Below are 21,991 nucleotides of genomic sequence, written 5' to 3'. Positions count from 1 at the left end.
CCCTCGAAGCGCCGAAGGCGCGCCACGGAGGGGGGAAGCCGCGCAGCGGCGCAGGGGGGTGCCTCCCTCACCCCAGCTTGAACGGCAGCTCGCGCAGCGGCTTGCCGGTGAGGCTGGCAATCGCGTTGGCGAACGCCGGTGCCAGGGGTGGCACGCCCGGCTCGCCCACGCCGGTGGGTGCGTCCGCGCTGGGCACGATGTGCACCGCGATGGCGGGCATATCGGTGATGCGCGGCACCACGAAGTCGTTGAAGTTGCCCTGCTCGACCACGCCGTCCTTCAGCGTGATGGCCGCGCCCGGCAGGCACATGGACAGGCCCATCAGCGCCCCGCCCTGCATCTGCGCCTCCACGCTCTTCGGGTTCACCGCCAGGTTGCAGTGCACGCCGGCCGTGACCTGGTGCAGCTTGGGCGTGCCGTCGACGACCGATGCCTCCACCACGTAGGCCACCACGGTGCTGAAGGATTCGTGCACCGCCACGCCCCAGGCGCGCCCGGCCTCCAGGGTCTTCTTGCCATAACCGCTTTTGTCCACCGCCAGCTGCAGCGCCGCGCGGTGGCGAACTGCCTTGTCGTCCATGAGCTTCATGCGGTAGGCCACCGGGTCCTGCTTCGTGGCGCGCGCGATGTCGTCGATCAGCGTCTCCATCACATAGCCGGTGTGGGTGGAGCCCACGCTGCGCCACCACAGCACCGGCACGTTGTGCTTCGGGTGGTGGGCCGACAGGCGCATCGGCACCTTGTAGGGCTCGCCCATGCCTTCGACGGCGGTGTCGTCCACACCGTTCTTGACCATCATGGGTTCGAAGAAGGTGCCCGCCATGATGGACTGGCCGACGATGACGTGGTCCCACGCGAGCACATTGCCCTGCGCGTCGAAGCCGATCTCGGCCCGGTGCACGTGCATGGGCCGGTAGTAGCCGCCGCGCACATCGTCTTCCCGGCTCCACAGCGTGCGCACCGGCGCGCTCAGGCCCGCGGCCTGCGCCGCCCTGGCGACGCTGCAGGCCTCGACCACGTAGTCGCTGCTGAGGATGGCGCGCCGGCCGAAGCCGCCACCGGCCATCTGCACCTGCATCGTCACGTTCTCGGGCTTGATGCCGAGCACGCGCGCGGCGGCGCCTGCGTCGGTGCCGGGCATCTGCGTGCCGACCCAGAGCTGCGCCTTCGCGTCCGCGCCCTGGCCGGTGATCTGCACCGTGCAGTTCAGTGGCTCCATGGGCGCGTGCGCGAGGTAGGGGAAGACGAACTCGGCGCTGATCCTGTTCGGTGCGCCGGCCAGCGGCGCCATGTCGGCGTCGTGCTTGACGTGGCCCGTCTTGCGTGCGAGTTCGCGGTAGCTCGCGAGCTGTTTCGCGCTGTCCACCTTCTCGCGGCCGCTGTCGTCCCACTGCGGCTTGAGCGCGTCGCGGCCCTGCTTCGCGGCCCAGTAGCCCTCGGCCACCACGGCCACGCCCTCGCCACCGTCGTGCAGCGGCACGCGCAGCACGGCCTTCACGCCGGGCACGGCGCGCGCGGCGCTGTCGTCCAGCGCGGCGAGCTTGCTGCCGAACACCGGCGGGTGCGCAAGCACGGCCGTGAGCAGGCCGGGCAGGCGCACGTCAATGCCGAAGTCCTGCTTGCCGCTGGACTTGGCCTGCGCGTCCAGGCGCGTCACGGGCTGGCCGATCAGCTTGAAGCGCTTCGGGTCCTTGAGAACGACCTGTTCCGGCACCGGCATCTGCATGGCGGCGTCGGCCAGGGCGCCATAGCCCAGGCGCCGGCCGCCGGGGCCGATGACGACGCTGCGCGCGGTGGCCAGCGACGAGGCAGGCACGCCCCACTTCTTCGCGGCGGCCGCCACCAGCATGGCGCGCGTGCGCGCGCCGAGTTCGCGGTACTGCGCATAGGAATGCTTCATCGACGTCGAGCCGCCGGTGATGTGCATGCCGAAGGCCGGGTCGGCGTAGGCCATGTTGGCGTCGCCGTGCACCGCGCGCACGCGGCTCCAGTCGGCATCGAGCTCCTCGGCCAGCACCATGGCCAGGCCGGTGTGCACGCCCTGGCCGAACTCCAGCCGGTTGACGGTAACGGTGACCACGCCGTCGCGCGCGATCTTCACGAAGGCGGCGGGTTGCTGGAAGGCCTTGAGGCCGGCGGCCGCCGGAGCGGCTTTGCCGTCCTGCGCCTGGGCAAGCATGGGGTAGGCCCCGAGCGCGAAGCCGGAGGCCGTGGCGAGCTTGAGGAAGCTGCGGCGCGCGAGCCCGCCATGGCCGTCGGCGGCGGTGCCGGGGTCGTCATCGCGCAGGCGGTGCGCCAGCGCGGGCGGCAGGTGGGCCAGGATCTCGTCGGCCGTGTGGTGTTGCAGGTGCATGGTGTTCTCCTTCAGGCCAGCGTGCGGGCCGCGTCCTTGATGGCGATGCGCACGCGCGCGTAAGTGCCGCAGCGGCAGATGTTGCCGGCCATGGCGGCGTCGATGTCTTCGTCACTCGGCTTGTTGTTGGCCTTGAGCAGCGCGGTCGCGCTCATGATCTGGCCGCTCTGGCAGTAGCCGCACTGCGCCACGTCGGCCCGGACCCAGGCCTGGTGCACCGCCTTGCCGACGCGGTCGGTTTCCAGCGCTTCGATGGTGGTGATCTTCTGGCCGGCCGCGGCCGAGATCGGCGTGACGCAGGAACGGATGGCCGCGCCGTTCATGTGCACGGTGCAGGCGCCGCACAGGGCCACGCCGCAGCCGAACTTGGTGCCCGTCATGCCCAGCGTGTCGCGCAGGGCCCAGAGGATGGGGGTGGAATCGTCGGCATCGACGCGCACGTCCTTGCCGTTGATGTTGAGCGTGGTCGGCATGGGTGTTTTCTCCTGTGGTGGGTGGGGAAACGGGGCTGTTGGGCGAATGAACATTCATTCAATTGGAAAGGTAAGCGGTGCGCGGAGGGACATGCCTTCAGGCCTTGATCCCATCCCAGCACATCCCGAAAGCCTGCGCCAGCGCTGCCTCGGTGTCGGGCAGGTCGCCACTGCGCAGCAGGCTGGCGGTGTCGCGCACCGAGCCGAAGAAACTCGCGGCCAGCAGCATGGTCGGCACGTCCTTCACGATCTGCTGCGCCCGCGCCTCGTCGAAAAAGCCCAGGCAGCCAGCGGCAAAGCGCGCCGAAAACTGGCGCGACGCCTCGCTGAACCAGGGCGAGTTGTAGTACTGGTCCATGAACACCGCCTCCGGGCCGTGCGCCAGGCGGTGGCGCAACAGCCGCGTCCAGTTCCGCTGGAAGCGGGTGCGAAACGGCGTCGCGGGGTCGATGCCGGTGTCGATCAGCGCCACCAGCGCGCCCTTGACCTGCTCGTACAGCGCGTTGAGCAGGTCTTCCTTGGAGCGGTGGTAGACGTACAGCGTGCCGGTGGCCAGGCCCGCCTCGCGCGCGATGCCGGCCATGGTCAACCCGCTCAGGCCGACGCGCTCCACCAGCGCCAGCGTGGCGCGGGCAATCGCCTGCAGCTTGTCGTCGTCCTTGGGCTTCATGAGGGCGCGATCTTAAGCGAATGAATGTTCAGCCGTCAATCAGCCTTCGAGCAAAAAGCTCAGACCGGATGCCAGACCATGGCCACCCGCCGCTGCAGACCCATCGCCGCTTCCGCCTGGAGCGCCACGCCGAGGTGGGGAAAGTCGGACAGATGGGCCACCGGCTGAAAGCCGCGCCGCGCGTAGAAGGGAGCGTTCCAGGCCAGGTGTTCGAACGTGGTCAGCGTCACCGAGCGAAGCCCCATCCTGATGGCCGCCGCAAACGCCGCCTCGAGAAGCTGGCTCCCGACACCGCGACCTGCGCGGTCCGGCAACACGTCCATCTCCGCAATGTGGAGGCTGCTCCCCTCCACACGGCACAGCATGAAGCCGATCACCTGCGCAGTTGTGCCCTCCTCCGCGACCCACAGCGTCTTCGCCGCAAGCCCCTGGCGGAGTTCCTCAACCGGGGTGGTCTGAGCGCAGTGGGTGGGCAGGTCGTTCGAAGGGAATCGTGCGGCGGCGCTTTGCTCGATGGCAGGGAGGCGCTCGATGTCTTCTGCGGTCGCGGTGCGCACATGGATTGGGGTCATGCTGTCAACGGATGAACTGAGGGACCGGGAGAGGCACGGGACATTGACGATCCCACTCCAGATGCCGGATATACCACTGCAGGCGCTCTACCCGGTGAACCCCAATCGGTCAGTCCCTTGCTGTTGAGGGAGGGTCCGTATACGAGGGGTTAGGCCTCGCGTTGCTCCGCTCAGCGACCTCGCAGCAGTGAGCAGTTCGCGGCGCGAAACATGTTACTCGCAATGACGGCCTGTACTGGCTTTTCATTGACTCCATCCTTGGACTTCACCACTTCCTTAAGCGCGTACTCTTGCACACTCTCGAAGATGCGGCCGAGAATGAAGTCCGTGGATGGGCCCTGCAGAAGCATGACCAGGCCAATGGGAACCTCGGCGGATATGTCTTCCCTCGTGACTTTGCCGGCACGAACCGACTCAATGAATTGACGACCGCTGGACAGCCCGAGCTCAAAGAGGCGTTCAGTCTGCTTCTCGTCCTTCATCACACTCGCCCAGCTTGTGCACTCGAATGCAGACCATGTGGTCAGGCCCAAAGAGGCCAGCTCTTTAGAGGACTGCTCGGTAGCACCAGCAGAAGAAGCGCTCAGGCAAAACAGCGTGGCAATTATGGTTGCGGTGCGCATGACGTCTTTCGTGAGGCCTACCCAAAGTAAGCGGCGCCGGAGCACCGAAGGTGCGTAGGGCACCAACACAGGCCATGAGAATGCCGAAGGCATGGCCTGTGTTGGCGTCCGCTTGACCGCCCAGTTAGGCGCTGGTTAATGGTGAACGATTCCGTGCGCATGTGGCCCTGCTTGTGTTTACTCTCCGCGCAGGGCATAGAGCAGGTGCCAAAGAGGACTGCTCCTTGTTTCGATGGTATGCAAGCAGCTATGACGCTTGGCGTTTTGAATTGGGTCCTGTGTGTTGAACTCACCGCACATACCGACTGCACTCGCGTAGTGGAAATTCTCCAGGCGAGCGACTGTCGCTGCCAGCCAGACAACAGCCAAGAGCAGCACTGCGATGACTACGTTCTTTCCCATGATCGTGTTTCGCTAAGCAGATCCGACAAACCCGACTGAGTCCCTCCCCGGTCCGTCAAGCTGCTGGATCAGGTGCGTGAACGGGTTCGCTACCTGCACTACAGCCTACAGACCGCAAAGGTGTACGTCTATTGGGCCAAAGCGTTTGTATTGTGGAAGGCCCGCAGTGGCGGCGGCTTCCGGTATCCGCGCGAGATGGGGCAGGCCGAGGTGGAAGATTTTCTCAGCATGCTTGCAACCGAGAAGCGGGTGGCGCCCACCACGCACCGGCAGGCACTGAACGCGCTGCTCCTTCTGTATCGGCAGGTACTGAATATGGGGCTACCCATCACGCCCCATGGCACTTCTTGTACTTCTTCCCGCTCCCGCAAGGGCAAGGATCGTTCCGCCCGGGCGTGGCGCCCTTGCGCACCGGTTCCACGCGCGGGCCCAGGCTCTTGCCGATCTGGTGCAGGTCGTAGACCGCCCAGATCGCGGCGCCGAAGGCGTTGAGGCGGTCGTCGCTCACGCTGGGTGGGCCGTCTTCGGCGTGCATGTTCACGGTGGGCGCGCCGGTGTCGTCCTCGGTCAGGGTGACCACGTGGTCCAGCGCCTCGTCGATCCAGGCTGCGGTTTCCTTGTCGCGTGGGGGCTCCCAGTCCTCGCCCCAGTTCTCCACCACGAACATGAAGCCCAGCGCCCACACCTGGGCGTAGGCGGGCAGTTCCTGGTCCTTGAAGTCGGCGCGCTCGGCCTCGGGCAGCGCGGCCACGGCGCCGCGCACATCCATCAGTTCGGGGTGGTAGCTGCGTTCGTCTTCCAGCGTGTCCACCGCAGCGGCCAGAGAGGCGGTCACCTCGGCCTGGCGGCGTGCCCACAGGGCCATGAAGCGCTCGTACTGCGCGGTGTTGGCGAAGTGCGTGCCGTCGTCCTGCGGCGCGGTGGGCAGCGGGCCGGTGCCCAGCAGCACGGGCAGCCATTCGGCGGGCTCGATGGGGCGGCGCGTGCACAGCAGCGCGGCCATCGCGCCTTCGCAGAATTCCCATTGCGGCACGTCTTCGCCGCGGGTGCGCAGGTCGTCCAGGATGGTGTCGAGCGCGTCGTAGTCTTCGTGGTCCAGCGCGCCAGCGGCGGCAGGGGTGTCGGAGGGGTTGTCGGTGGGTGTCATGTGCCAGTGGGGCCCGGGTTCTATGATGCCCCGCAGTGTATTCCCGCCACCCCTTCAGAAAGCCCGCATGCTCGAACGCCTCAACGCCCTCTACCCCGTGCGCTACACGGTGTTCGCGCTGTGCGTGCTGGGCGCGCTGCTGAGCCTGTTCACCTGGGTGATCGTTGGGGAAGCCGGGTTCATGTTCCTGCTGTTCGCGGGCCTCTCGCTGCTGGGCCTGTGGGATGTGCGCCAGACCAAGAGCTCGGTGCTGCGCAACTACCCGGTGATCGGCCACCTGCGCTTCATGCTGGAGAAGATCCGGCCCGAGATCCGGCAGTACTTTCTGGAGAGCGACACCGAGGCCACGCCGTTCTCGCGCAGCCAGCGCAGCCTGGCCTACGCGCGCGCCAAGGGCGAGACCGACAAGCGTCCCTTCGGTTCGCAGGTGAACATGAATGCCGACGGCCACGAGTGGCTCAACCACTCGATGCAGCCCAGTGTGCTGGCCACGCACGACTTTCGCGTGCTCATCGGCGGTGACGCCTGCACCCAGCCCTATGACGCCAGCGTCTTCAACATCTCGGCCATGAGCTTCGGCGCGCTCTCGGCCAACGCCGTCCAGGCGCTCAACGCCGGGGCGAAGCGCGGCGGCTTCGCGCACGACACGGGCGAGGGCTCCATTTCCGACTGGCACCGGCTGCACGGCGGCGACCTGATCTGGGAGATCGGCTCGGGCTACTTCGGGTGCCGCGACGAAACCGGCCGCTTCAGCCCCGAGCGCTTCCAGGCGAATGCGCGGGACCCGCAGGTGAAGATGATCGAGATCAAGCTCAGCCAGGGCGCCAAGCCGGGCCACGGTGGCGTGCTGCCCGGGCCGAAGGTGACGCCCGAGATCGCCGCCGCGCGCGGCGTGCCGGTGGGCATCGACTGCGTGTCGCCCTCGTCGCACAGCGCGTTTGACACGCCCATCGAGCTGATGCACTTCATCGCCCAGCTGCGCGAACTTTCGGGTGGCAAGCCGGTGGGCTTCAAGCTCTGCATCGGCCACCCCTGGGAGTGGTTCGCCATCGTCAAGGCGATGCTGGAGACCGGTGTGCGCCCCGACTTCATCGTGGTCGACGGCGCCGAAGGTGGCACCGGCGCGGCACCGCTGGAATTCACCGACCACGTGGGCGCGCCGCTGCAGGAAGGCCTGCGCCTGGTGCACAACACGCTGGTGGGCGTGAACCTGCGCGAACACATCAGGATCGGCTGCGCGGGCAAGGTGGTGAGCGCCTTCGACATCGTGCGCGCCATGGCCATCGGTGCGGACTGGTGCAACAGCGCGCGCGGCTTCATGTTCGCGCTGGGCTGCATCCAGGCGCAGAGCTGCCACACCGGCCAGTGCCCCACCGGCGTGACCACGCAGGACCCGGTGCGCCAGCAGGCGCTGGTGGTGCCGGACAAGGCCGAGCGCGTGTTCAACTTCCACCAGCAAACGCTCAAGGCCCTGCAGGAACTGGTGCAGGCCGCCGGCCTGCAGCACCCGCGCCAGATCACCTCGCACCACCTGGTGCGCCGCGTGAGCGAGAACGAAGTGCGCCTGCTCGCCAACCTGCTGCCCAGCACGCCACCGGGCGCCCTGCTCACCGACCTGGCCGCGCAGCACGCGGTGTTCACGCTGTACTGGGAACGGGCGAGCGCGGAGCGGTTCGGGCTGGCTTGAAGTGGCTCAGTATTTGATCATTATGACCAATATGGTCATAATGATCCTCTCTTGAGGAGTTCGCCATGATCACCGAAACCAGTGCCGTGACCTTCCGCCAGAACCTGGGCGACATGCTCAACCAGGTGCACTACCGCAGCGACAGCATCGTCATCAACAAGGATGGCAAGCCCATCGCCGCGCTGGTGGACGCACGCCTGTTCGCGCGCATCCGGCGCATGCAGGGCCGCTTCGATGCACTCAGCCAGCGCCTGGCACAGGGGTTTGAAGACGTTCCTCCTGATGAGGGCATGGCCGAAATCGATGCGGCCGTCAAAGCCACCCGCCGAACGAAGCGCTGAACGTGCGGGTGGTTCTGGACACCAACGTGCTGCTGTCCGGCCTGGCTTACCCGGGCAGCGTGCCGGGCAAGATCGACTCGGCCTGGCGCCATGGCGCACTCGAGGTGGTGCTGAGCCATTTCATCCTCGACGAACTGCGGCGCGTGCTGCCTCGCCTGCGAGCACGCCACGGCCTGAGCGATACCGAGATCGCCGACCTGGTGGACTGCCTGGCGTTTGAGGCAGAACTGGTCGAACCCGACGCGACCGTCGAGCCCGCGCTGACCGATGCTTTCGATCAACCGGTCCTGGGCACGCTGCGAAGCGCGAAAGCCGACGCGCTGATCACCGGCGACAAGGCTTTGCTGGCGCTTGCGCCGCGCTATCCGGTGGTGACGCCGACGCAATTCTGGGCGGCCCACGGCCAGTGAGCTCAGGCCAGCCGGGCCCCGTGTTCCAGCAGCAGTTCGCGCAGCACCGATCGGTGGCAGCGTGCCTCGTCCTCGCAATAGCAGCCGACGGAGAAATCGGTCTGGTGCGAGAGCGCGGCGAGCAGTTCGATGCTGCGGCTGTTCTCGGGCGTGGCCATCTCGGTGCGGTACTTGCGCGTGAAGCCTTGCCACTGCGCGGGCGTCTGCGCTTCCTGTCCGAGTTTCATCGTGTCCACACTGGGGGCGAGGTTGGGGTACCACACGTCGTACCAGTTGCCTGACGCGAACTGCGCCTTGGGCACACCGCGCGGCGGGCGCCGCACCGTGCCGATGCGCAGGCCTTCGCCCTCCGCCCTGTCGCTGCCCAGTCGCACCACCCGTATGGCCATGGCCGTCTCCTCGCGTTGTTGCCCGAACCGCCATCGTCTCAGATGCGCGATCCGTCTTCCAGAAAACGTTCCTCGCGCTCAAGCACCCCTTGCGCGTTGTAGCGCTTGCGCCGCAGCAGCACGCCGCGCTCGCCGTGTTCGTCCTCGCGCAGCAGCACGCCGTCTTCGTTGAAGTACTTCTGCCAGCCCCACAGGCGGCCGTTGCGCTCGGTGTTGACGGCGGCGGGCTGGCCGTTGTCCCAGAAGCTTTCGGAAACGCGCTCCTGGTTGCGGCCCTCGCGGCGAATCTGCTGGCGCAGCTTGCGCTTGCCGTTCAGGTACCACTGCTCGATGCGCTGTTCGTAGCCATCGGCCCAGGTGGTTTCCTGGGTGAGCTGGCCGCTCTGCGCCCACTCGCGTGACATGCCCTCGCGGCCTTCGGCGCTGTTGGGGTCGCGCTCGATGAAATCGGCCTCGGAGCGCAGCGCACCCGATGGGAAGAAGACGCGCTTGATGCGCCGCCCGTCCTTGAGTTCTTCGCTGCGCACGGTGCGGCCCTGTTCGCCCAGCACCGCCATGCGCTGCATCTCGCCCTTGAGGAAGCTCACCGTGCCGGAGGCCTCGCCGGGCGCGCGGTACAGCGTGACGGCGCTCGCGCGGCCGTTGTGGCCGCACACCTCGCGGTCCTGCGGCAGCAGCGTCACCGCGGCGCAGCGCAGTTCGCTCAGCGTGCCGTCGGCCAGGTAGCCGATGCTGAGCACGGTGCGGCGCCCGGCGGCGAAGTCCAGGCGCTGCAGGTGGCCGTCCTCGGCAAAAAATTTCTGCACGCCGACGGCGCTGCCGTCTTCCAGGTGTTCTTCCTTGCGCAGCGTGCCCTTGTTGTCGAAGGTGCGCGCCAGGCCGTGGCGGTTGCCGCGTTCATTGACGCTGTATTCGCGGCGTTCGCCGTCGCGCAGCACCATCACCACCGGGCCGACGAAGCGCCCGTCGCGCAAGGTCTGCTCGCGCAGGCGCACCGCGCCATCCTCGTCGGTGCAGCGCATCACGCCGCTCTTGCCCGCGGTGGTGTGGCCGTTGCTGGGGCTGACGCGCTCGCCGTTGAGTTCGCAGCGCGGAATGGCCCACACGTGCCCGGTGAACACCAGCAGAACGCCCAGCAGCAGCGGTTCAAGGCGCATGGCCAGCACCCCACTCTTTGCAGACACGCACACCCACGCGCGACAGGCGCCGGGCCATGCAGAGCACGGCGTCGTCCTTGCTCACCAGCGTGGCGCGGTGCGCGGCGGCCAGGTCGATGAACTTCTGGTCGTCGGCATCCTTGCAGGTGTAGGGCGCCTTGGGTGCTTCGGGCACGAGGCGGGTGTGCTGGTCGAACGCATCGAGCACCTGCTGCGCGGGCCGGCCCTGCGCGCCCAGGCGGCGCGCGATCTGCGGATACGCCAGCACGCGGACCAGTTCCTCGCGCATCGCGGCGGTGGCAATCCACTCGCCCCCGGCCAGTGCCGCGCGCAGCGGCGCGGTGGCCGGGTCTTCGAAGACGAACAGGTCCAGCGCGATGTTGGTGTCGAGCACGAGCGGGTTCACGGGCGTGGCCTCTCGGTTCAGAGTTGTCGCGGATCCGGCTTTGCCGGTCCTAGGCATCGCCCCCTTGAGGGGGACGCTCGGAGCGCGGCGGGGGTGCCTCCCGCCTTGCGGTCAAGTCGAAGCGGAACAACCGGCATTCGATCGGGCCGTTCCACAGCGGCACGCGGCGCGACTCCTTGAAGCGCATCTTGCCCGGCAGCTTGAGGTCGGGCGTGAGCAGCCAGGCGCTCCAGCCTGCGTAGTGGGTCTTCCAGTGCGCCGCGAGCTGGTTGAAGAAATCGCTGCCGTCACCGCCATCGGCCATCTGGGCGCTCTCGCGGCCCTGCCGCGAGACCTCGCCATCCCCGCGGCCCTGGCCTGGCGCGGGCGGCGCGGCCTGGCCCACGGTGAAGGTGCGCGGGGCACGCGGTGCCATGCGCTGGGCGCGCGCGCTCGCGTTCTCACCGGCGACGCCGGCGGCGGCGATGCGCTCGCCGTACGGCGGGTTGAGCAGCATCACGCCGGGGCGGCTGGTGGGCGGGGTGCGCTGCAGCGCGTCACCGCCACGCAGCTCGATGGCGTGCGCCACGCCCGCGCGCTCGGCGTTGCGCTGCGCGAAATCGACCATGCGGAACGACACGTCGCTGCCGAAGACGATGGGCGCGTGGCCGGCCGGCCATTCGCGCTGCTGCTTGAGCGCGTCGGCCTTGATGGCCTGCCACACGTGCGGCTGGAACGGCAGCAGCTTCTCGAAGGCGAAACGGCGCAGCTGGCCGGGCGCGATGTTGAGAGCGATCTGCGCGGCCTCGATCACCACCGTGCCGCTGCCGCAGCAGGGGTCGTACAGCGGAGGGATGTCGTCGAGCGCCACCTCGCCCGTGCCGGGCCAGCCGGTGGCGGCGATCATGGCAGCGGCCAGGGTTTCCTTCAGTGGCGCATCGCCCTTGTCCTCGCGCCAGCCGCGCTTGAACAGTGGCTCACCCGAGGTGTCGATGTACAGGCTCACGGTGTCGGTGGTGAGGTGCACGTAGATGCGCACATCGGGCCAGGTGGTGTTCACGCTGGGGCGTTCGCCGCGTTTGGCGCGGAAGCGGTCGCAGATCGCGTCCTTGACCTTGAGCGCGGCGAAGTTCAGCGAGGTCAGCGGGCTGTGCTGCGCGGTGATCTCGACCTTGATGGTCTCGGCGGGCGTGAACCAGATTTCCCAGGCCACCTCGCCAGCGGCGTTGTACAGGTCCTGCTCGCTGCGGTAGCCACCATGCCATAGCTGCACCAGCACGCGCTGCGTGAGGCGGCTGTGCAGGTTCAGGCGCAGGGCGTCGCGCCACGAGGCGTTGAGCGCCACACCACCACGCGCCTTGTAAGGCGGCTCGGTCTCACCGGTGATGCGCTGCACCTCGGCGGCGAGCATGTCCTCCACGCCGGCGGCGCAGGGCAAGAAAACCTGCAACTGATTCAAAGTGACTTCCTGAGATTGGCCGGCGCGATGCGCAGCGCCTCGCGGTACTTGGCCACGGTGCGGCGCGCGCACTCGATGCCCTGTTCGCGCAGCAGGTCGGAGAGCTGGTTGTCCGACAGCGGCCTGGCCGCCTCCTCGGCGGCGATGAACTGCTTGAGCAGCGCGCGCACCGCGGTGCTGGAGGCATTGCCGCCGGTCTCGGTGCCCAGCGAGGAGCCGAAGAAGTACTTGAGCTCGTAGGTGCCGAAGGGCGTGGCCATGTACTTGGCGGTGGTCACGCGGCTGATGGTGGATTCGTGCAGGCCGAGTTCGTCGGCGATCTCGCGCAGCACCAGCGGGCGCATGGCGAGTTCGCCGTGCATGAAGAAGTTGCGCTGGCGCTCGACGATGGCGCTGGAGACGCGCAGGATGGTGTCGAAGCGCTGCTGGATGTTCTTGATGAACCAGCGCGCTTCCTGCAGCCGCTGCTGCATCGCGGCGTGGCCCGCCTCGCCCCCGTTGTCGCGGCCGCCGCGGTTCTGCCGCATGGCGTTGGCGTAGACGTCGTGTACGCGCAGGCGCGGCATCACATCGGGGTTGAGCGTGACCTTGAAGCCGCGCCCGGCGTGCGTGACGATCACGTCGGGCACGACCACGTTGCGCTCCACGTCGACGAAGCGCCGCCCCGGCTTGGGCTCCAGGCGCGCGATCAGGCCGAGCGCGGCGCGCACGGTCTCGTCGTCGATGCCGCAGAGATTGCACAGGCGCTTCACGTCGCGCTTGGCGATGAGCTCCAGCGGTTGCCCGCAGATGGCCAGCGCGGCGCGCGCCTCGGCCGTGTTGCGCAGTTCCAGGATCTGCAGCCGCAGGCATTCGGCGAGGTCGCGCGCGCCCACGCCGGAGGGCTCCATGTGCTGCAGCAGCTGCAACGCCACGCCCAGGCGCTGCGTCAGCGCCTCGCGCGCTTCCAGGCTGTCCTGCGGATCGCCCACGAGCTGGGGCGTGCCCGAGAGGTGCAGCCAGGCGTCGGCGAGTTCGGCCAGTGGCTCTTCCAGGTAACCGTCGTCGTTGAGCGATTCGATCAGGAAATACAGCGCGGCGCGGTCTTCCTCGGACAGGCGCAGGCAGCGCGCCTGTTCGTGCAGGTGGTCCTGCAGGCTGACCGGCGCGCGCGCCAGGTCCGCCGCGGTGGCGCTGTCGTCGCCGTCGCCCGAGCCGCTGTTGCGCGCGGGCGCGTCGCCGCCCCACTCGCTGTCGTCGGGCGCGATCTCCACCGTGCCGTCGCCCTCCCAGCTTTCTTCCACGGGCGTGGCGCCATCGAGCTTGCCCTCCAGGCCGTCGCCGTCACCGGCGGCGTCGGTGCTTGCGCTGACGGAATCGGGGGAGGACGGCGCGGGGCTGGCAGTGACTTCGGGTACCGAGGCATCTGCGATCTGCTCGCCCGCGCTCACCGGCACGTCGGTCTGTTCCAGGCCAAAGGTCTCGCGCTCGGCCATCTCCTCGGAGCGTTCGAGGAACGGGTTTTCGTCGAGCATCTGCTCGACTTCCTGCGCCATCTCCAGCGTGGAGAGCTGCAGCAGGCGGATGGACTGCTGCAGCTGGGGCGTGAGCGCCAGGTGCTGCGAGACGCGCAGTGACAGGCCTTGTTTCACAGCCTCACATCCGGAAATGTTCGCCGAGGTACACCCGGCGCACGTCGGCGTTTTCCACGATCTCGGCCGGCGTGCCGCTGGTGAGCACGTGGCCGTCGTTGATGATGTAGGCGCGGTCGCAGATGCCCAGCGTCTCGCGCACGTTGTGGTCGGTGATGAGCACGCCGATGCCACGGGATTTGAGGAAGCCGATGATGCGCTGGATCTCGATCACGGCGATCGGATCGATGCCGGCGAAGGGCTCGTCGAGCAGGATGAAGCGCGGGTCGGTGGCCAGCGCGCGCGCGATCTCCACACGGCGGCGTTCGCCCCCCGAGAGCGCGGGCGCGGGCGAGTCGCGCAGGTGGTCCACGTGCAGGTCCTGCAACAGGGCGTCGAGCCGGTTCTCGATCATGTCCGCACCCAGGGGCTTGCCCCGCTCGTCCACCTGCAGTTCCAGCACGGCGCGCACGTTGTCGGCCACGCTGAGTTTGCGGAATATGGAGGCCTCCTGCGGCAGGTAGCCCAGGCCCAGCCGCGCGCGGCGGTGGATCGGCAGGCCCTCGATGGACTGTTCGTCGAGCAGGATCTTGCCGGCGTCCGAACGCAGAAGACCCACCAGCATGTAGAAGGACGTGGTCTTGCCCGCGCCATTGGGGCCGAGCAGGCCCACCACCTCGCCTTTGAAAACCGCCAGCGACACGTCCTTGACCACCTTGCGGCTGCCGTAGGCCTTCTGCAGGCCACGCGCCTCGAGGCGGCTGACGGCAGGGCTGGCGGGGCGACCGTCGGGGCCGGTCGCCGGGCGGGAGGGCATGGCCGTCACTGGCGACCCTCTTGGAGCTGCGGACTGGGCCTGAGCGTGGCCGGCGGCGGGGGCGTCACGGGAGCGACAGGCGTCTCCCCTTCCTTGGGCACCGGCGTGAGCATGGCGCGCACCCGTCCCGTGGGGTTGAGTGGCGTGCTGCCGGCGGCACCGCCGCCATCGACGGTGAACACGTCGGTGGTGTTGTTGTAGACGATCACGTTGCCGGTGGTCTCGTCGTTGAGCTCGGCGCCCTTGAAGCGCTTGAGCACAGCCTTGCCGGTGAAGCGCACGGTGTCGGCCTTGCTGTCGTATTCGATGCGCTGCGCCGTGCCTTCGATGAATTCATCGACGCCATCACGCTTCTGGCGGAAGAAGCCCGGGTTGCCGTTGACGATGCCGAACTGGTTGCCTTGCGCATCCTGCCGCACCTCCACCTGGGCACCCCGGATCAGGATGCTGCCTTTGGTGATGACCACGTTGCCGGTGAACACGCTGGTCTGGCGCGCGTCGTCGTAGCGCAGGGCATCGGCTTCGGCGTTGAGTGGCTGGTTGCGGTCGGCTTGTTCCGCCAGGGCGGCGCCGGTGCACCACAGGGCGGCACTCAGGCACAGGGCCCGGGGCAGCGTGCGGCGGAAAAAGTGGGTGGCAGGCATGGAATGTGAGGGCACGAAACTTGCATTCATTGTAGCGGCCACCCAGGCCCATGAATGACAAGGCCCGCACGCGGCGGGCCTGGGTGTCAGGGGGCGGGACCCACTCTCAGCCCTTGCGCAGCTCCGCGATCAGTGCGTTGGCCACCACCAGGGTGCGAGGGCCCTGGCCCTGTAGGTAGTAGCGCCCGGCGATGCCCAGCGAGGGCGTGCCTTCCACGCCGTAGGCGTCCTGCAACTGCGCGGCGCGCTGCGCCTTGCTGCCGGTCGGGCCGCTGTTGTAAGCCTCGGTGAACGCCGCGCGGTCCACGCCCTGCTTGACCACCCAGTCGATGATGGCCGGCGGCGTGGTCAGGGGCAGGCGATCCACATGGATGGCCTGGAACACCTTGGCGTGCAGCCGGTCGACCAGGTTCATGGCCTCCAGCGCGAAGTACAGGCGCTGCATCGGCACGAAGGCCGGGCTGAAAGCCACCGGCATGCGCCGCACGGTGACGTGGGAGGGCTTTTGCTGGATCCACTGTTCGAACACGGGCTCGAAGTTGTAGCAGTGGATGCAGGTGTAGGCGAAGAACTCCAGCACCTCGATCTGGCTGGCCGGGCTCTCCACCGGCGCCGGCGTGGACAGCCGGACGTAGTCCACCCCTTCCTTGGGGCCCACGCGCTGTGCCAGCGCGGGCGTCAGGGCGAGGCCGCTGGCGGCGCCGATGGCGGTGGTGCCGGCCACCAGCAGGGACCGGGAAAATTCGCGACGTTGCATGAAATCAGACTCCTGTGGATGACCCGGTTGGGGCCAGGGGTGCGGGCAAAAGTTCCCAGGACGCCGAAGGCGACGCAGGGCGGGTTACTTCTGCACGCGCACCAGCGCCGCGTCCACGCCATTGACCTGCAGTTGCTCCTGCGTCAGGTCGGCCAGGGCCTTCTGGTTGAACGGGCCCACGCGCACCCGAAACACGGTGCGTCCGTTCTGCTCGCGCTCGGTGACCTGGGCATCGATGCCGAGCATGGCCAGCTTGGCGCGCTGGGTCTCGGCGTCCTGTGGCGTGCGGAACGCGCCTGCCTGCACGAAGTAGGTGAACGGGTCGGCGCCGGGTGCCGCGGCAGCGGAGGCAGCAGGAGCAGCGGCCGGTGGCGCCGCGGCAGGCTGCTGGGCCATGCGCGACTGCACCAGGTCACCCAGCGGATCGGCCGCCGGCCGGGATGCGCTGGCGTCCGGTGGCACGACGATCGCGCCGGGCGTCTGGACGGCGGGCGCGGCAGGCGTGGCGGGTGCGGCGGGCGTGCCGCTGAGCGAGCGGTTCGGGTTCCAGCCCTTGTTGCGCTCGGCCTCCAGCGCATCCTGGTCGGCGTTGCGCGAGAGGTTGCGGTCCACGAACGGGATCGGCACGCGGGTGACGTACACCGCCACGGCAAGCGCCACGCCCAGGCCGACAAGCAGGCCGATGACGAAACCCATGAGGGTGCCGCCGAAGGTGCTTCGGGAGGAAGCCGGTTTCTTTTTCATCGCTGGGTTCACCATCACATCTTTTGCGGGGCACTGACGCCCAGCACTGCCAGACCATTGTGCAACACCTGTGCGGTCGCGGCGACCAGCGCCAGGCGCGCCTTTTTCACGGCTTCGTCATCCACCAGGATGCGCTCGGCGTCGTAGTAGCTGTGGTAACTGGCCGCCAGCTCGCGCAAGTAGAAGGTGACGTCGTGCGGCGCGAAGTCGCGCGCCGCGTCGCCCAGCATGGCCGGGTACTTCGCCAGCAGCAGCATGAGGGCCTGGGCCGGCGCGCTGTCGAGCGCGGACAGGTCGACATCGGCCAGCGTGGCCACGTCGCCACCCCACGAGGCCAGCACCGAGCAGATGCGCGCGTGCGCGTACTGCACGTAGTACACCGGGTTGTCGTTGTTCTTCTGCACCGCGAGATCGACGTCGAAGGTGTATTCGGTGTCGGGCTTGCGGCTGAGCAGGAAGAAGCGCACGGCATCCTTGCTGGTCCATTCGATCAGGTCGCGCAGCGTGACGTAGCTGCCCGCGCGCTTGCTGATCTTGACCTCTTCGCCGCCGCGCACCACGCGCACCATGGTGTGCAGCACGTAGTCCGGGTAGCCCTGGGGAATGCCCACGCCCGCAGCTTGCAGGCCGGCGCGCACGCGCGCGATGGTGCCGTGGTGGTCGGTGCCCTGGATGTTGATGACCTTGCTGAAGCCGCGCTCCCACTTGGCGATGTGGTAGGCCACGTCGGGCACGAAGTAGGTGAACGAGCCGTCGGACTTGCGCATCACGCGGTCCTTGTCGTCGCCGTAGTCGGTGGACTTGATCCACAGCGCACCGTCCTGCTCGTAGGTCTTGCCGGCGTCGACCAGTTTCTGCACCGTGGCCGCCACGCGCCCGCTGGTGTACAGGCTGGATTCGAGGTAGTAGTGGTCGAACTTGACGGCGAAGGCCTGCAGGTCCAGGTCCTGCTCGTGGCGCAGGTAGGCCACGGCGAACTGGCGCATGCCGTCGAGATCGTTCACGTCACCGCTGGCGGTGAACGAACGGTCGTCGGCCTTCACGGTCTTCTTCGCGCGGAAGTCGTCGGCGATGTCCTGGATGTAGTCACCGTTGTAGGCCGCTTCGGGCCAGCCGGCGTCGCCCGGCTTCACCCCCTGGGCGCGCAATTGCGTCGAGGTGGCGAGGGTGCCGATCTGCACGCCCGCGTCGTTGTAATAGAACTCGCGGTGCACGGCCCAGCCCTGGGTGGCGTAGAGGTTGCAGATCGCGTCGCCCAGCGCGGCCTGGCGGCCGTGGCCCACGTGCAGCGGGCCGGTGGGGTTGGCCGAGACGAACTCGACCATGAGCCGCTGGCCGTTGGCCGGCTGCGTGCCAAAGCCATCAGCGGCCAGCAGCACCTCGCGCACGATCTGCTGCTTGGCCTCGGGCGTGAGGCGGATGTTGAGAAAGCCCGGGCCGGCGAGGTCGATCCCGGACACCCAGCGCTGGTAGACCGGCTGCGCCAGCAGCGCCGTGCGCAGGGTTTCGCCGAGCTGGCGCGGGTTGAGCTTGAGCGGTTTGGCCAGCTGCATGGCCGCGGTGCTGGCGAAATCGCCATGGGCCGCCACCTTGGGCGATTCGAACGCCGCCTTGGCACCGGCGCCCGGGGAAAGGCCTTCGAGCGCGACGGCCAGGCCGTCGAGCAGTTCCTGTTTGATCTTGAGCATAGGGGTGGGATTTTAGGCGGCAGGCCCCTCGAGCCAGCGCGCCCAGTGCTCGATGCAGGCGCGCAGCTTGGGCAGGCGGTGGCGCTCCTGCAGCATCACGGCGTAGATCGGAATGCGGCTGCGGTCGAACCAGTCGTCGAGCACGGGAACGAGATCGCCGCGGGCAATGTGCGGCTGCGACAGCAGGTCATTGACGCGCGCGATGCCCACGCCGCGCAGGGCCAGTTCGAGCAGGACGACCGAGTTGTCGCTGCGCGTGTGGCCTTGCGCAAGATAGGCCTCGCCCCTGGGTTGACCGGCGCGCGCGCTCCAGGGCCAGCGGTTGAGCACCGGGCTGGCGCTGTTGGTGATGAGGCGGTGGTGCGCGGCCAGTTCGTCCGGGTGCTGCGGCGTGCCGAATTGCGCCAGATAGGCGGGCGAGGCGCACAGGCGGCGGCCGTGCTCCGCGATCTGGCGCGCCACGAGGTTGTCGCCGGTGATCGCACCGGTGCGGATGGCGATGTCCACGCCGTCGCGCGCCATGTCGCTGATGCGGTCGTCGGCCAGCACGTCCACCTGCAGGTGCGGACACGCCTCGTACAGGGACGGCAGGCTGGGCACGATGGCGGTCTGCGCCAGCACCGGGCTCACGCTCACGCGCACCCAGCCGCTGGGGCCGGCACGCTTGTGCTGGAACGCGGCGGCGAGTTCGTCGCGCGTGTCCAGCAGCCGGCGCGCGTGGGCGGCGAAGGTGTCGCCCTCGTCGGTCAGGCTCAGGCCGTGGGTGCTTCGGTGCATCAGGCGCGCGCCGCAGCGCTCCTCCAGGCGCACCAGCGCGCGCGAGACCTGGCTGACCGGCGCGTGGCGCTCGCGGGCGGCCGCCGAGAGCGAACCCAGCTCGGCCACGCGCAGGAACAGGGCGGCGTCATCCAGATCGAGCTTCATGGCCGGCATTGTGCTTGTTTTGCAATAAATGCAAAGCCATTTGACGTTTCAAGGCGTTTCCGTCGGTTGGTCATATCAATACAGTGAGGCTCCTACCCGCTGCCCAGGAGCCCGCCATGTCCCATACCGATCGCCCCGACCCGCACGACCTCGCCGGCGCCCGCCGCGAAGCCGAACACCTGCGCCAGGAAGCCACCGACGACTTCTGGCGCGGCGCCGACGCCGCACTGGCCCGCGCGTGCCTGGACGCCCGCGCCCGCCTGGCGCGCAGCACGCAGCGCCTGCAGGCCCGCCTGCAGCAGCGGCAAAGCGCCCACGCCTGAACGGAGCCGCACCATGCCCCTGGTCACCCTCACCCTGCGCCAACCCCGGCCTCCCGCCTTCAAGACCGACGTGCTCGACGCGGTGCACGCCGCGCTGGTGTCTGCCGGCGTGCCCGAGACGGACCGCTTCCAGCGTGTCTTCACGCTCGATGAAGCCGACGCGCACATCGACCCCCACTACCCGGACCTCACGGTACCGCGCACGGCCGATTTCGTGCTGATCGAGATCCTCTGGTCGGTGGGCCGCAGCGTGCGGGTCAAGCGCGCCCTGCTCGACCGGCTCATGGCCTCGCTTTCGCGCCTGGGCCTGAACACCGAGCACGTGATGGTGGTGTTCCAGGAAACGGCCTGGGAAAACTGGTCCTTCGGCGGCGGGCGCCAGCCCCACGTCTGAGCGCCTGACGCCTTCGCCGCTACGCCGGCACCGGCCGCAGCCGTTCGCGCGCCGCGGCCTTCACCGCCGCCGTGAGCCGCTGGGCCGAGAGCGACTCGTGCGCCCAGTGCTGCCAGTACAGCACCACGTCCACCGTCGCCCCGGGCAGGATCTCCTGCAGGCCGGGGCGTGCCTGCAGGTGCTGCTCGGGCACCATGCCCCAGCCCAGGCCGAGTTCGATCGCGGTCTCGAACGCTTCCACGGCGGGCGCGAAGTGGCGCGGGTAGTTCGGCTGGCGCAGGCCGAAATGCTGTTCGAGAAAGCTGTCCTGCAGGGCGTCCTTGCGGTTGAAGATGATCGCGGGCTGGGCCAGCAACCGGTGCGGCGAGACCGCGCCGCCGGGCGTGCGACAGCGCTGCACCACGGCCGGCGCCGCCACGCAGCGGTAGCGCATCACCCCCAGCGGCTCGGCCACGCAGCCGCGCATGGCCGTGGCCAGCGCAGTCACGCAGCCCATCACGTCGCCACTCTTGAGCGCGGCGTGCGTGTGGTCCTGGTCGTCGATCATGATGTCGAGCAGCAGGCGGTGGCGCTGCACCATCGCCGCCACGCCGGGCAGGAACCAGCCGGCCACCGAATCGGCGTTGATCGCCACCGACAGGCTCTGCCAGCGCGCACCCGCCTTGCCCGCGCCGCCGCCCTGCAGGCCCGCGAGCAGATCGGCTTCCATCGAGCGCACCTGCTTCACGTGACCCAGCAGCGCCTGGCCGGCCGGCGTGGCGCGCACCTGCTTGCCGCGCACCAGCAGGCGCTGGCCCAGCGTGTCCTCGAGCGACTTGATGCGCAGCGACACGGCGGCGAGCGTGAGCGAGAGGGCCTTGGCGGCCGGGCCGAAGCCGCCGTGTTCGATCACGGCGTTGAGGGCTTCGAGTTGGCGGGCGTCGAGCATGCTGCTTGAGAAAAACTCAACCCGAGGGGGTTTGATCAGGTTCAGTTTAATCCCGGCGCCCCCGGCATGCGGCGGGCGAGTACCTGCGAGGTAGTTGATCGAAGAGTCCTTGGTGCATAGCGTGTCGGGTATCCCATGAACAGACACCCGGTGCCCATGCAATCCGTCATCACCAGGACATCCCTTCAGGTCAGATCAGGCATCGCTGCCGTGCTGGTATCGGCAGCAGCCGGATGCGGAGGAAGTGGCGGTGGCAGTGGGGGCGGCTCCGGTGGTGGTGACAGCGCGCAGCCACCCGCCTCCTGCATTCCGTCGCCCAGCGTGGGGCCGTCCCAGGCCACCCTGACACCGCTCGCGCCCCACGTGGCCCAGGCGGGGGGCACGTGGCGGGGTGTCGAGATCACGGGAAACGTGTCGCAACTGGCGCCCGACCGGTCTCTTTCCCTGAGCGACTGCGTCATTCGTGGCTCCCTGGTGTGGGTGGGCAAGCTCACGCTGGAGCGCTGCACGATCGAGGGCAGCGTCGCGCAGGAAACGGGGTGGATGCCGTCGTGGTCCACCGATCCGGAGCTGGCGCGCTGGACGATCCGCCACACCCACATCCAGGGTCGCGGTCAGACCGTCGGATTGCGGCCCAACGGGCGCACGCTGTACGACGCCGCGCACCGCCGACCGCTGCTGGTGGAAGACTCGGTCGTCGAGATCGGGCAGACGCATCCGCCCGCGCACTCGGAGGCGATGCAGATGCTGGGCGGTCGCGACCAGACGTTTCGCCGGGTGGTGTTCCGCAACAACGGCGTGTTCACGAATGCGCAGACCGCCGTGGTGTTCTCCAAAGCCGCCGACGTCCGCTTCGAGGACTCGGCCATCATCGCGGCCCCCTTGCCGGCAGGCGCGCAACCGGCCACCGGGCAGTTCACCCTCTACCTGGGCCATCCCACCACGTTCAGGAACACGGTGGTCCAGCGTGGCATTGCAGGGCGCGTGTTACCCGACGAACGCGTGAACGCCATCGACGCGGGCGGCAACCTCGACGAACACTGCCGCCCGATCACGCTGCCGTGACGGGCTTCGAAACACATCGACAACATCGA

24 protein-coding genes and 1 pseudogene are annotated in these 21,991 nt (G+C 68.5%); 7 read left to right on the top strand and 18 right to left on the bottom strand.

What is annotated here, in order from left to right; all coding sequences use genetic code 11:
* Window positions 1-67: 67 nt before the first annotated feature.
* From K5880_RS13425 to K5880_RS13405, 5 genes are all read right to left on the bottom strand, one after another.
* Window positions 68-2,353 (bottom strand): xanthine dehydrogenase family protein molybdopterin-binding subunit, encoded by a 2,286-nt coding sequence (locus K5880_RS13425; RefSeq protein ID WP_297653013.1) that lies wholly within the window; start codon window positions 2,351-2,353, stop codon window positions 68-70.
* Window positions 2,354-2,364: 11 nt separating this feature from the next.
* On the bottom strand, window positions 2,365-2,826 hold the full coding sequence (locus tag K5880_RS13420; RefSeq protein ID WP_297653010.1) for a (2Fe-2S)-binding protein: 462 nt from the start codon (window positions 2,824-2,826) through the stop codon (window positions 2,365-2,367).
* A 97-nt stretch (window positions 2,827-2,923) separates the two neighbouring features.
* On the bottom strand, window positions 2,924-3,496 hold the full coding sequence (locus K5880_RS13415; protein WP_297653007.1) for a TetR/AcrR family transcriptional regulator: 573 nt from the start codon (window positions 3,494-3,496) through the stop codon (window positions 2,924-2,926).
* A gap of 59 nt (window positions 3,497-3,555) precedes the next feature.
* Window positions 3,556-4,068 (bottom strand): GNAT family N-acetyltransferase, encoded by a 513-nt coding sequence (locus K5880_RS13410; protein WP_297653004.1) that lies wholly within the window; start codon window positions 4,066-4,068, stop codon window positions 3,556-3,558.
* 170 nt (window positions 4,069-4,238) lie between these two features.
* Window positions 4,239-4,691 (bottom strand): hypothetical protein, encoded by a 453-nt coding sequence (locus K5880_RS13405; protein ID WP_297653000.1) that lies wholly within the window; start codon window positions 4,689-4,691, stop codon window positions 4,239-4,241.
* Window positions 4,692-5,165: 474 nt separating this feature from the next.
* Between K5880_RS13405 and K5880_RS13400 the strand changes: the two are divergent.
* Window positions 5,166-5,399 (top strand): annotated as a pseudogene (locus tag K5880_RS13400) (phage integrase N-terminal SAM-like domain-containing protein); the annotation flags it as partial.
* A 22-nt stretch (window positions 5,400-5,421) separates the two neighbouring features.
* On the opposite strand, the gene K5880_RS13395 reads toward K5880_RS13400, so the two are convergent.
* Entirely contained in the window at window positions 5,422-6,240 is an 819-nt protein-coding gene (locus K5880_RS13395) for a UPF0149 family protein (protein ID WP_297652997.1), read from the bottom strand.
* Window positions 6,241-6,307: 67 nt separating this feature from the next.
* On the opposite strand from K5880_RS13395, the gene K5880_RS13390 reads away from it, so the two are divergent.
* The 3 genes from K5880_RS13390 (at window position 6,308) to K5880_RS13380 (ending at window position 8,678) form a co-directional block, all read left to right on the top strand.
* Window positions 6,308-7,927, top strand: coding sequence for an FMN-binding glutamate synthase family protein (locus tag K5880_RS13390; protein ID WP_297652994.1), 1,620 nt, complete (start codon window positions 6,308-6,310; stop codon window positions 7,925-7,927).
* Window positions 7,928-7,992: 65 nt separating this feature from the next.
* Window positions 7,993-8,268: a type II toxin-antitoxin system prevent-host-death family antitoxin gene (locus K5880_RS13385; protein ID WP_297652991.1), complete on the top strand. Its 276-nt coding sequence runs from the start codon at window positions 7,993-7,995 to the stop codon at window positions 8,266-8,268.
* Between the two features lie 2 nt (window positions 8,269-8,270).
* Window positions 8,271-8,678 (top strand): putative toxin-antitoxin system toxin component, PIN family, encoded by a 408-nt coding sequence (locus tag K5880_RS13380; protein ID WP_297652988.1) that lies wholly within the window; start codon window positions 8,271-8,273, stop codon window positions 8,676-8,678.
* 2 nt (window positions 8,679-8,680) lie between these two features.
* Here K5880_RS13380 and K5880_RS13375 read toward each other — a convergent pair whose 3' ends face one another.
* The 11 genes from K5880_RS13375 to K5880_RS13325 form a co-directional block, all read right to left on the bottom strand.
* Window positions 8,681-9,067 (bottom strand): DUF488 family protein, encoded by a 387-nt coding sequence (locus tag K5880_RS13375; protein ID WP_297652985.1) that lies wholly within the window; start codon window positions 9,065-9,067, stop codon window positions 8,681-8,683.
* Window positions 9,068-9,105: 38 nt separating this feature from the next.
* Window positions 9,106-10,224 carry a hypothetical protein gene (locus K5880_RS13370; protein WP_297652982.1) on the bottom strand — a complete coding sequence of 373 codons (1,119 nt, stop codon included), beginning with the start codon at window positions 10,222-10,224 and terminating at the stop codon, window positions 9,106-9,108.
* A complete protein-coding gene (locus K5880_RS13365; protein WP_297652980.1) occupies window positions 10,214-10,630 on the bottom strand; it encodes a putative toxin-antitoxin system toxin component, PIN family in 417 nt (138 codons plus the stop codon). The genes K5880_RS13370 and K5880_RS13365 overlap by 11 nt, the downstream gene beginning before the upstream one ends.
* 49 nt (window positions 10,631-10,679) lie before the next feature.
* Entirely contained in the window at window positions 10,680-12,068 is a 1,389-nt protein-coding gene (locus tag K5880_RS13360; RefSeq protein ID WP_297652977.1) for a THUMP domain-containing protein, read from the bottom strand.
* The gene (rpoN, locus tag K5880_RS13355) at window positions 12,065-13,699 is read right to left on the bottom strand and encodes an RNA polymerase factor sigma-54 (RefSeq protein WP_297652974.1); all 1,635 of its coding nucleotides are present in this window, start codon (window positions 13,697-13,699) and stop codon (window positions 12,065-12,067) included. The genes K5880_RS13360 and rpoN overlap by 4 nt, the downstream gene beginning before the upstream one ends.
* Window positions 13,700-13,703: 4 nt before the next feature.
* The gene (gene lptB / locus K5880_RS13350; RefSeq protein WP_297652971.1) at window positions 13,704-14,495 is read right to left on the bottom strand and encodes an LPS export ABC transporter ATP-binding protein; all 792 of its coding nucleotides are present in this window, start codon (window positions 14,493-14,495) and stop codon (window positions 13,704-13,706) included.
* A 5-nt stretch (window positions 14,496-14,500) separates the two neighbouring features.
* Window positions 14,501-15,139, bottom strand: a complete 639-nt coding sequence (gene lptA, locus K5880_RS13345) for a lipopolysaccharide transport periplasmic protein LptA (RefSeq protein WP_297652968.1) — start codon at window positions 15,137-15,139, stop codon at window positions 14,501-14,503.
* A 106-nt stretch (window positions 15,140-15,245) separates the two neighbouring features.
* The gene (locus K5880_RS13340) at window positions 15,246-15,896 is read right to left on the bottom strand and encodes a thiol:disulfide interchange protein DsbA/DsbL (RefSeq protein WP_297652965.1); all 651 of its coding nucleotides are present in this window, start codon (window positions 15,894-15,896) and stop codon (window positions 15,246-15,248) included.
* Between the two features lie 84 nt (window positions 15,897-15,980).
* Window positions 15,981-16,640 (bottom strand): SPOR domain-containing protein, encoded by a 660-nt coding sequence (locus K5880_RS13335; protein WP_297652962.1) that lies wholly within the window; start codon window positions 16,638-16,640, stop codon window positions 15,981-15,983.
* A 14-nt stretch (window positions 16,641-16,654) separates the two neighbouring features.
* A complete protein-coding gene (gene argS / locus K5880_RS13330) occupies window positions 16,655-18,328 on the bottom strand; it encodes an arginine--tRNA ligase (RefSeq protein WP_297652959.1) in 1,674 nt (557 codons plus the stop codon).
* Window positions 18,329-18,340: 12 nt separating this feature from the next.
* Window positions 18,341-19,252 carry a LysR family transcriptional regulator gene (locus K5880_RS13325; protein ID WP_297652957.1) on the bottom strand — a complete coding sequence of 304 codons (912 nt, stop codon included), beginning with the start codon at window positions 19,250-19,252 and terminating at the stop codon, window positions 18,341-18,343.
* A gap of 116 nt (window positions 19,253-19,368) precedes the next feature.
* Between K5880_RS13325 and K5880_RS13320 the strand changes: the two genes are divergently transcribed.
* Window positions 19,369-19,575: a hypothetical protein gene (locus K5880_RS13320; RefSeq protein ID WP_297652954.1), complete on the top strand. Its 207-nt coding sequence runs from the start codon at window positions 19,369-19,371 to the stop codon at window positions 19,573-19,575.
* 13 nt (window positions 19,576-19,588) lie between these two features.
* Complete coding sequence (locus K5880_RS13315) at window positions 19,589-19,969, top strand: tautomerase family protein (protein WP_297652951.1); 381 nt, start codon at window positions 19,589-19,591, stop codon at window positions 19,967-19,969.
* A 19-nt stretch (window positions 19,970-19,988) separates the two neighbouring features.
* Here the strand turns inward: K5880_RS13315 and argP are convergent, their stop codons facing one another.
* Window positions 19,989-20,897 carry an HTH-type transcriptional regulator ArgP gene (gene argP / locus K5880_RS13310; protein ID WP_297652946.1) on the bottom strand — a complete coding sequence of 303 codons (909 nt, stop codon included), beginning with the start codon at window positions 20,895-20,897 and terminating at the stop codon, window positions 19,989-19,991.
* A 135-nt stretch (window positions 20,898-21,032) separates the two neighbouring features.
* Between argP and K5880_RS13305 the strand changes: the two genes are divergently transcribed.
* Complete coding sequence (locus tag K5880_RS13305) at window positions 21,033-21,962, top strand: hypothetical protein (RefSeq protein ID WP_297652943.1); 930 nt, start codon at window positions 21,033-21,035, stop codon at window positions 21,960-21,962.
* The last annotated feature ends 29 nt before the right edge of the window (window positions 21,963-21,991 follow it).

The sequence above is a fragment of the Hydrogenophaga sp. genome (assembly GCF_025699295.1).
Lineage (GTDB): Bacteria > Pseudomonadota > Gammaproteobacteria > Burkholderiales > Burkholderiaceae_C > Hydrogenophaga.
Note: the sequence above shows the minus strand (reverse complement) of the source record. Positions and strands in the feature narration are given on the sequence as shown.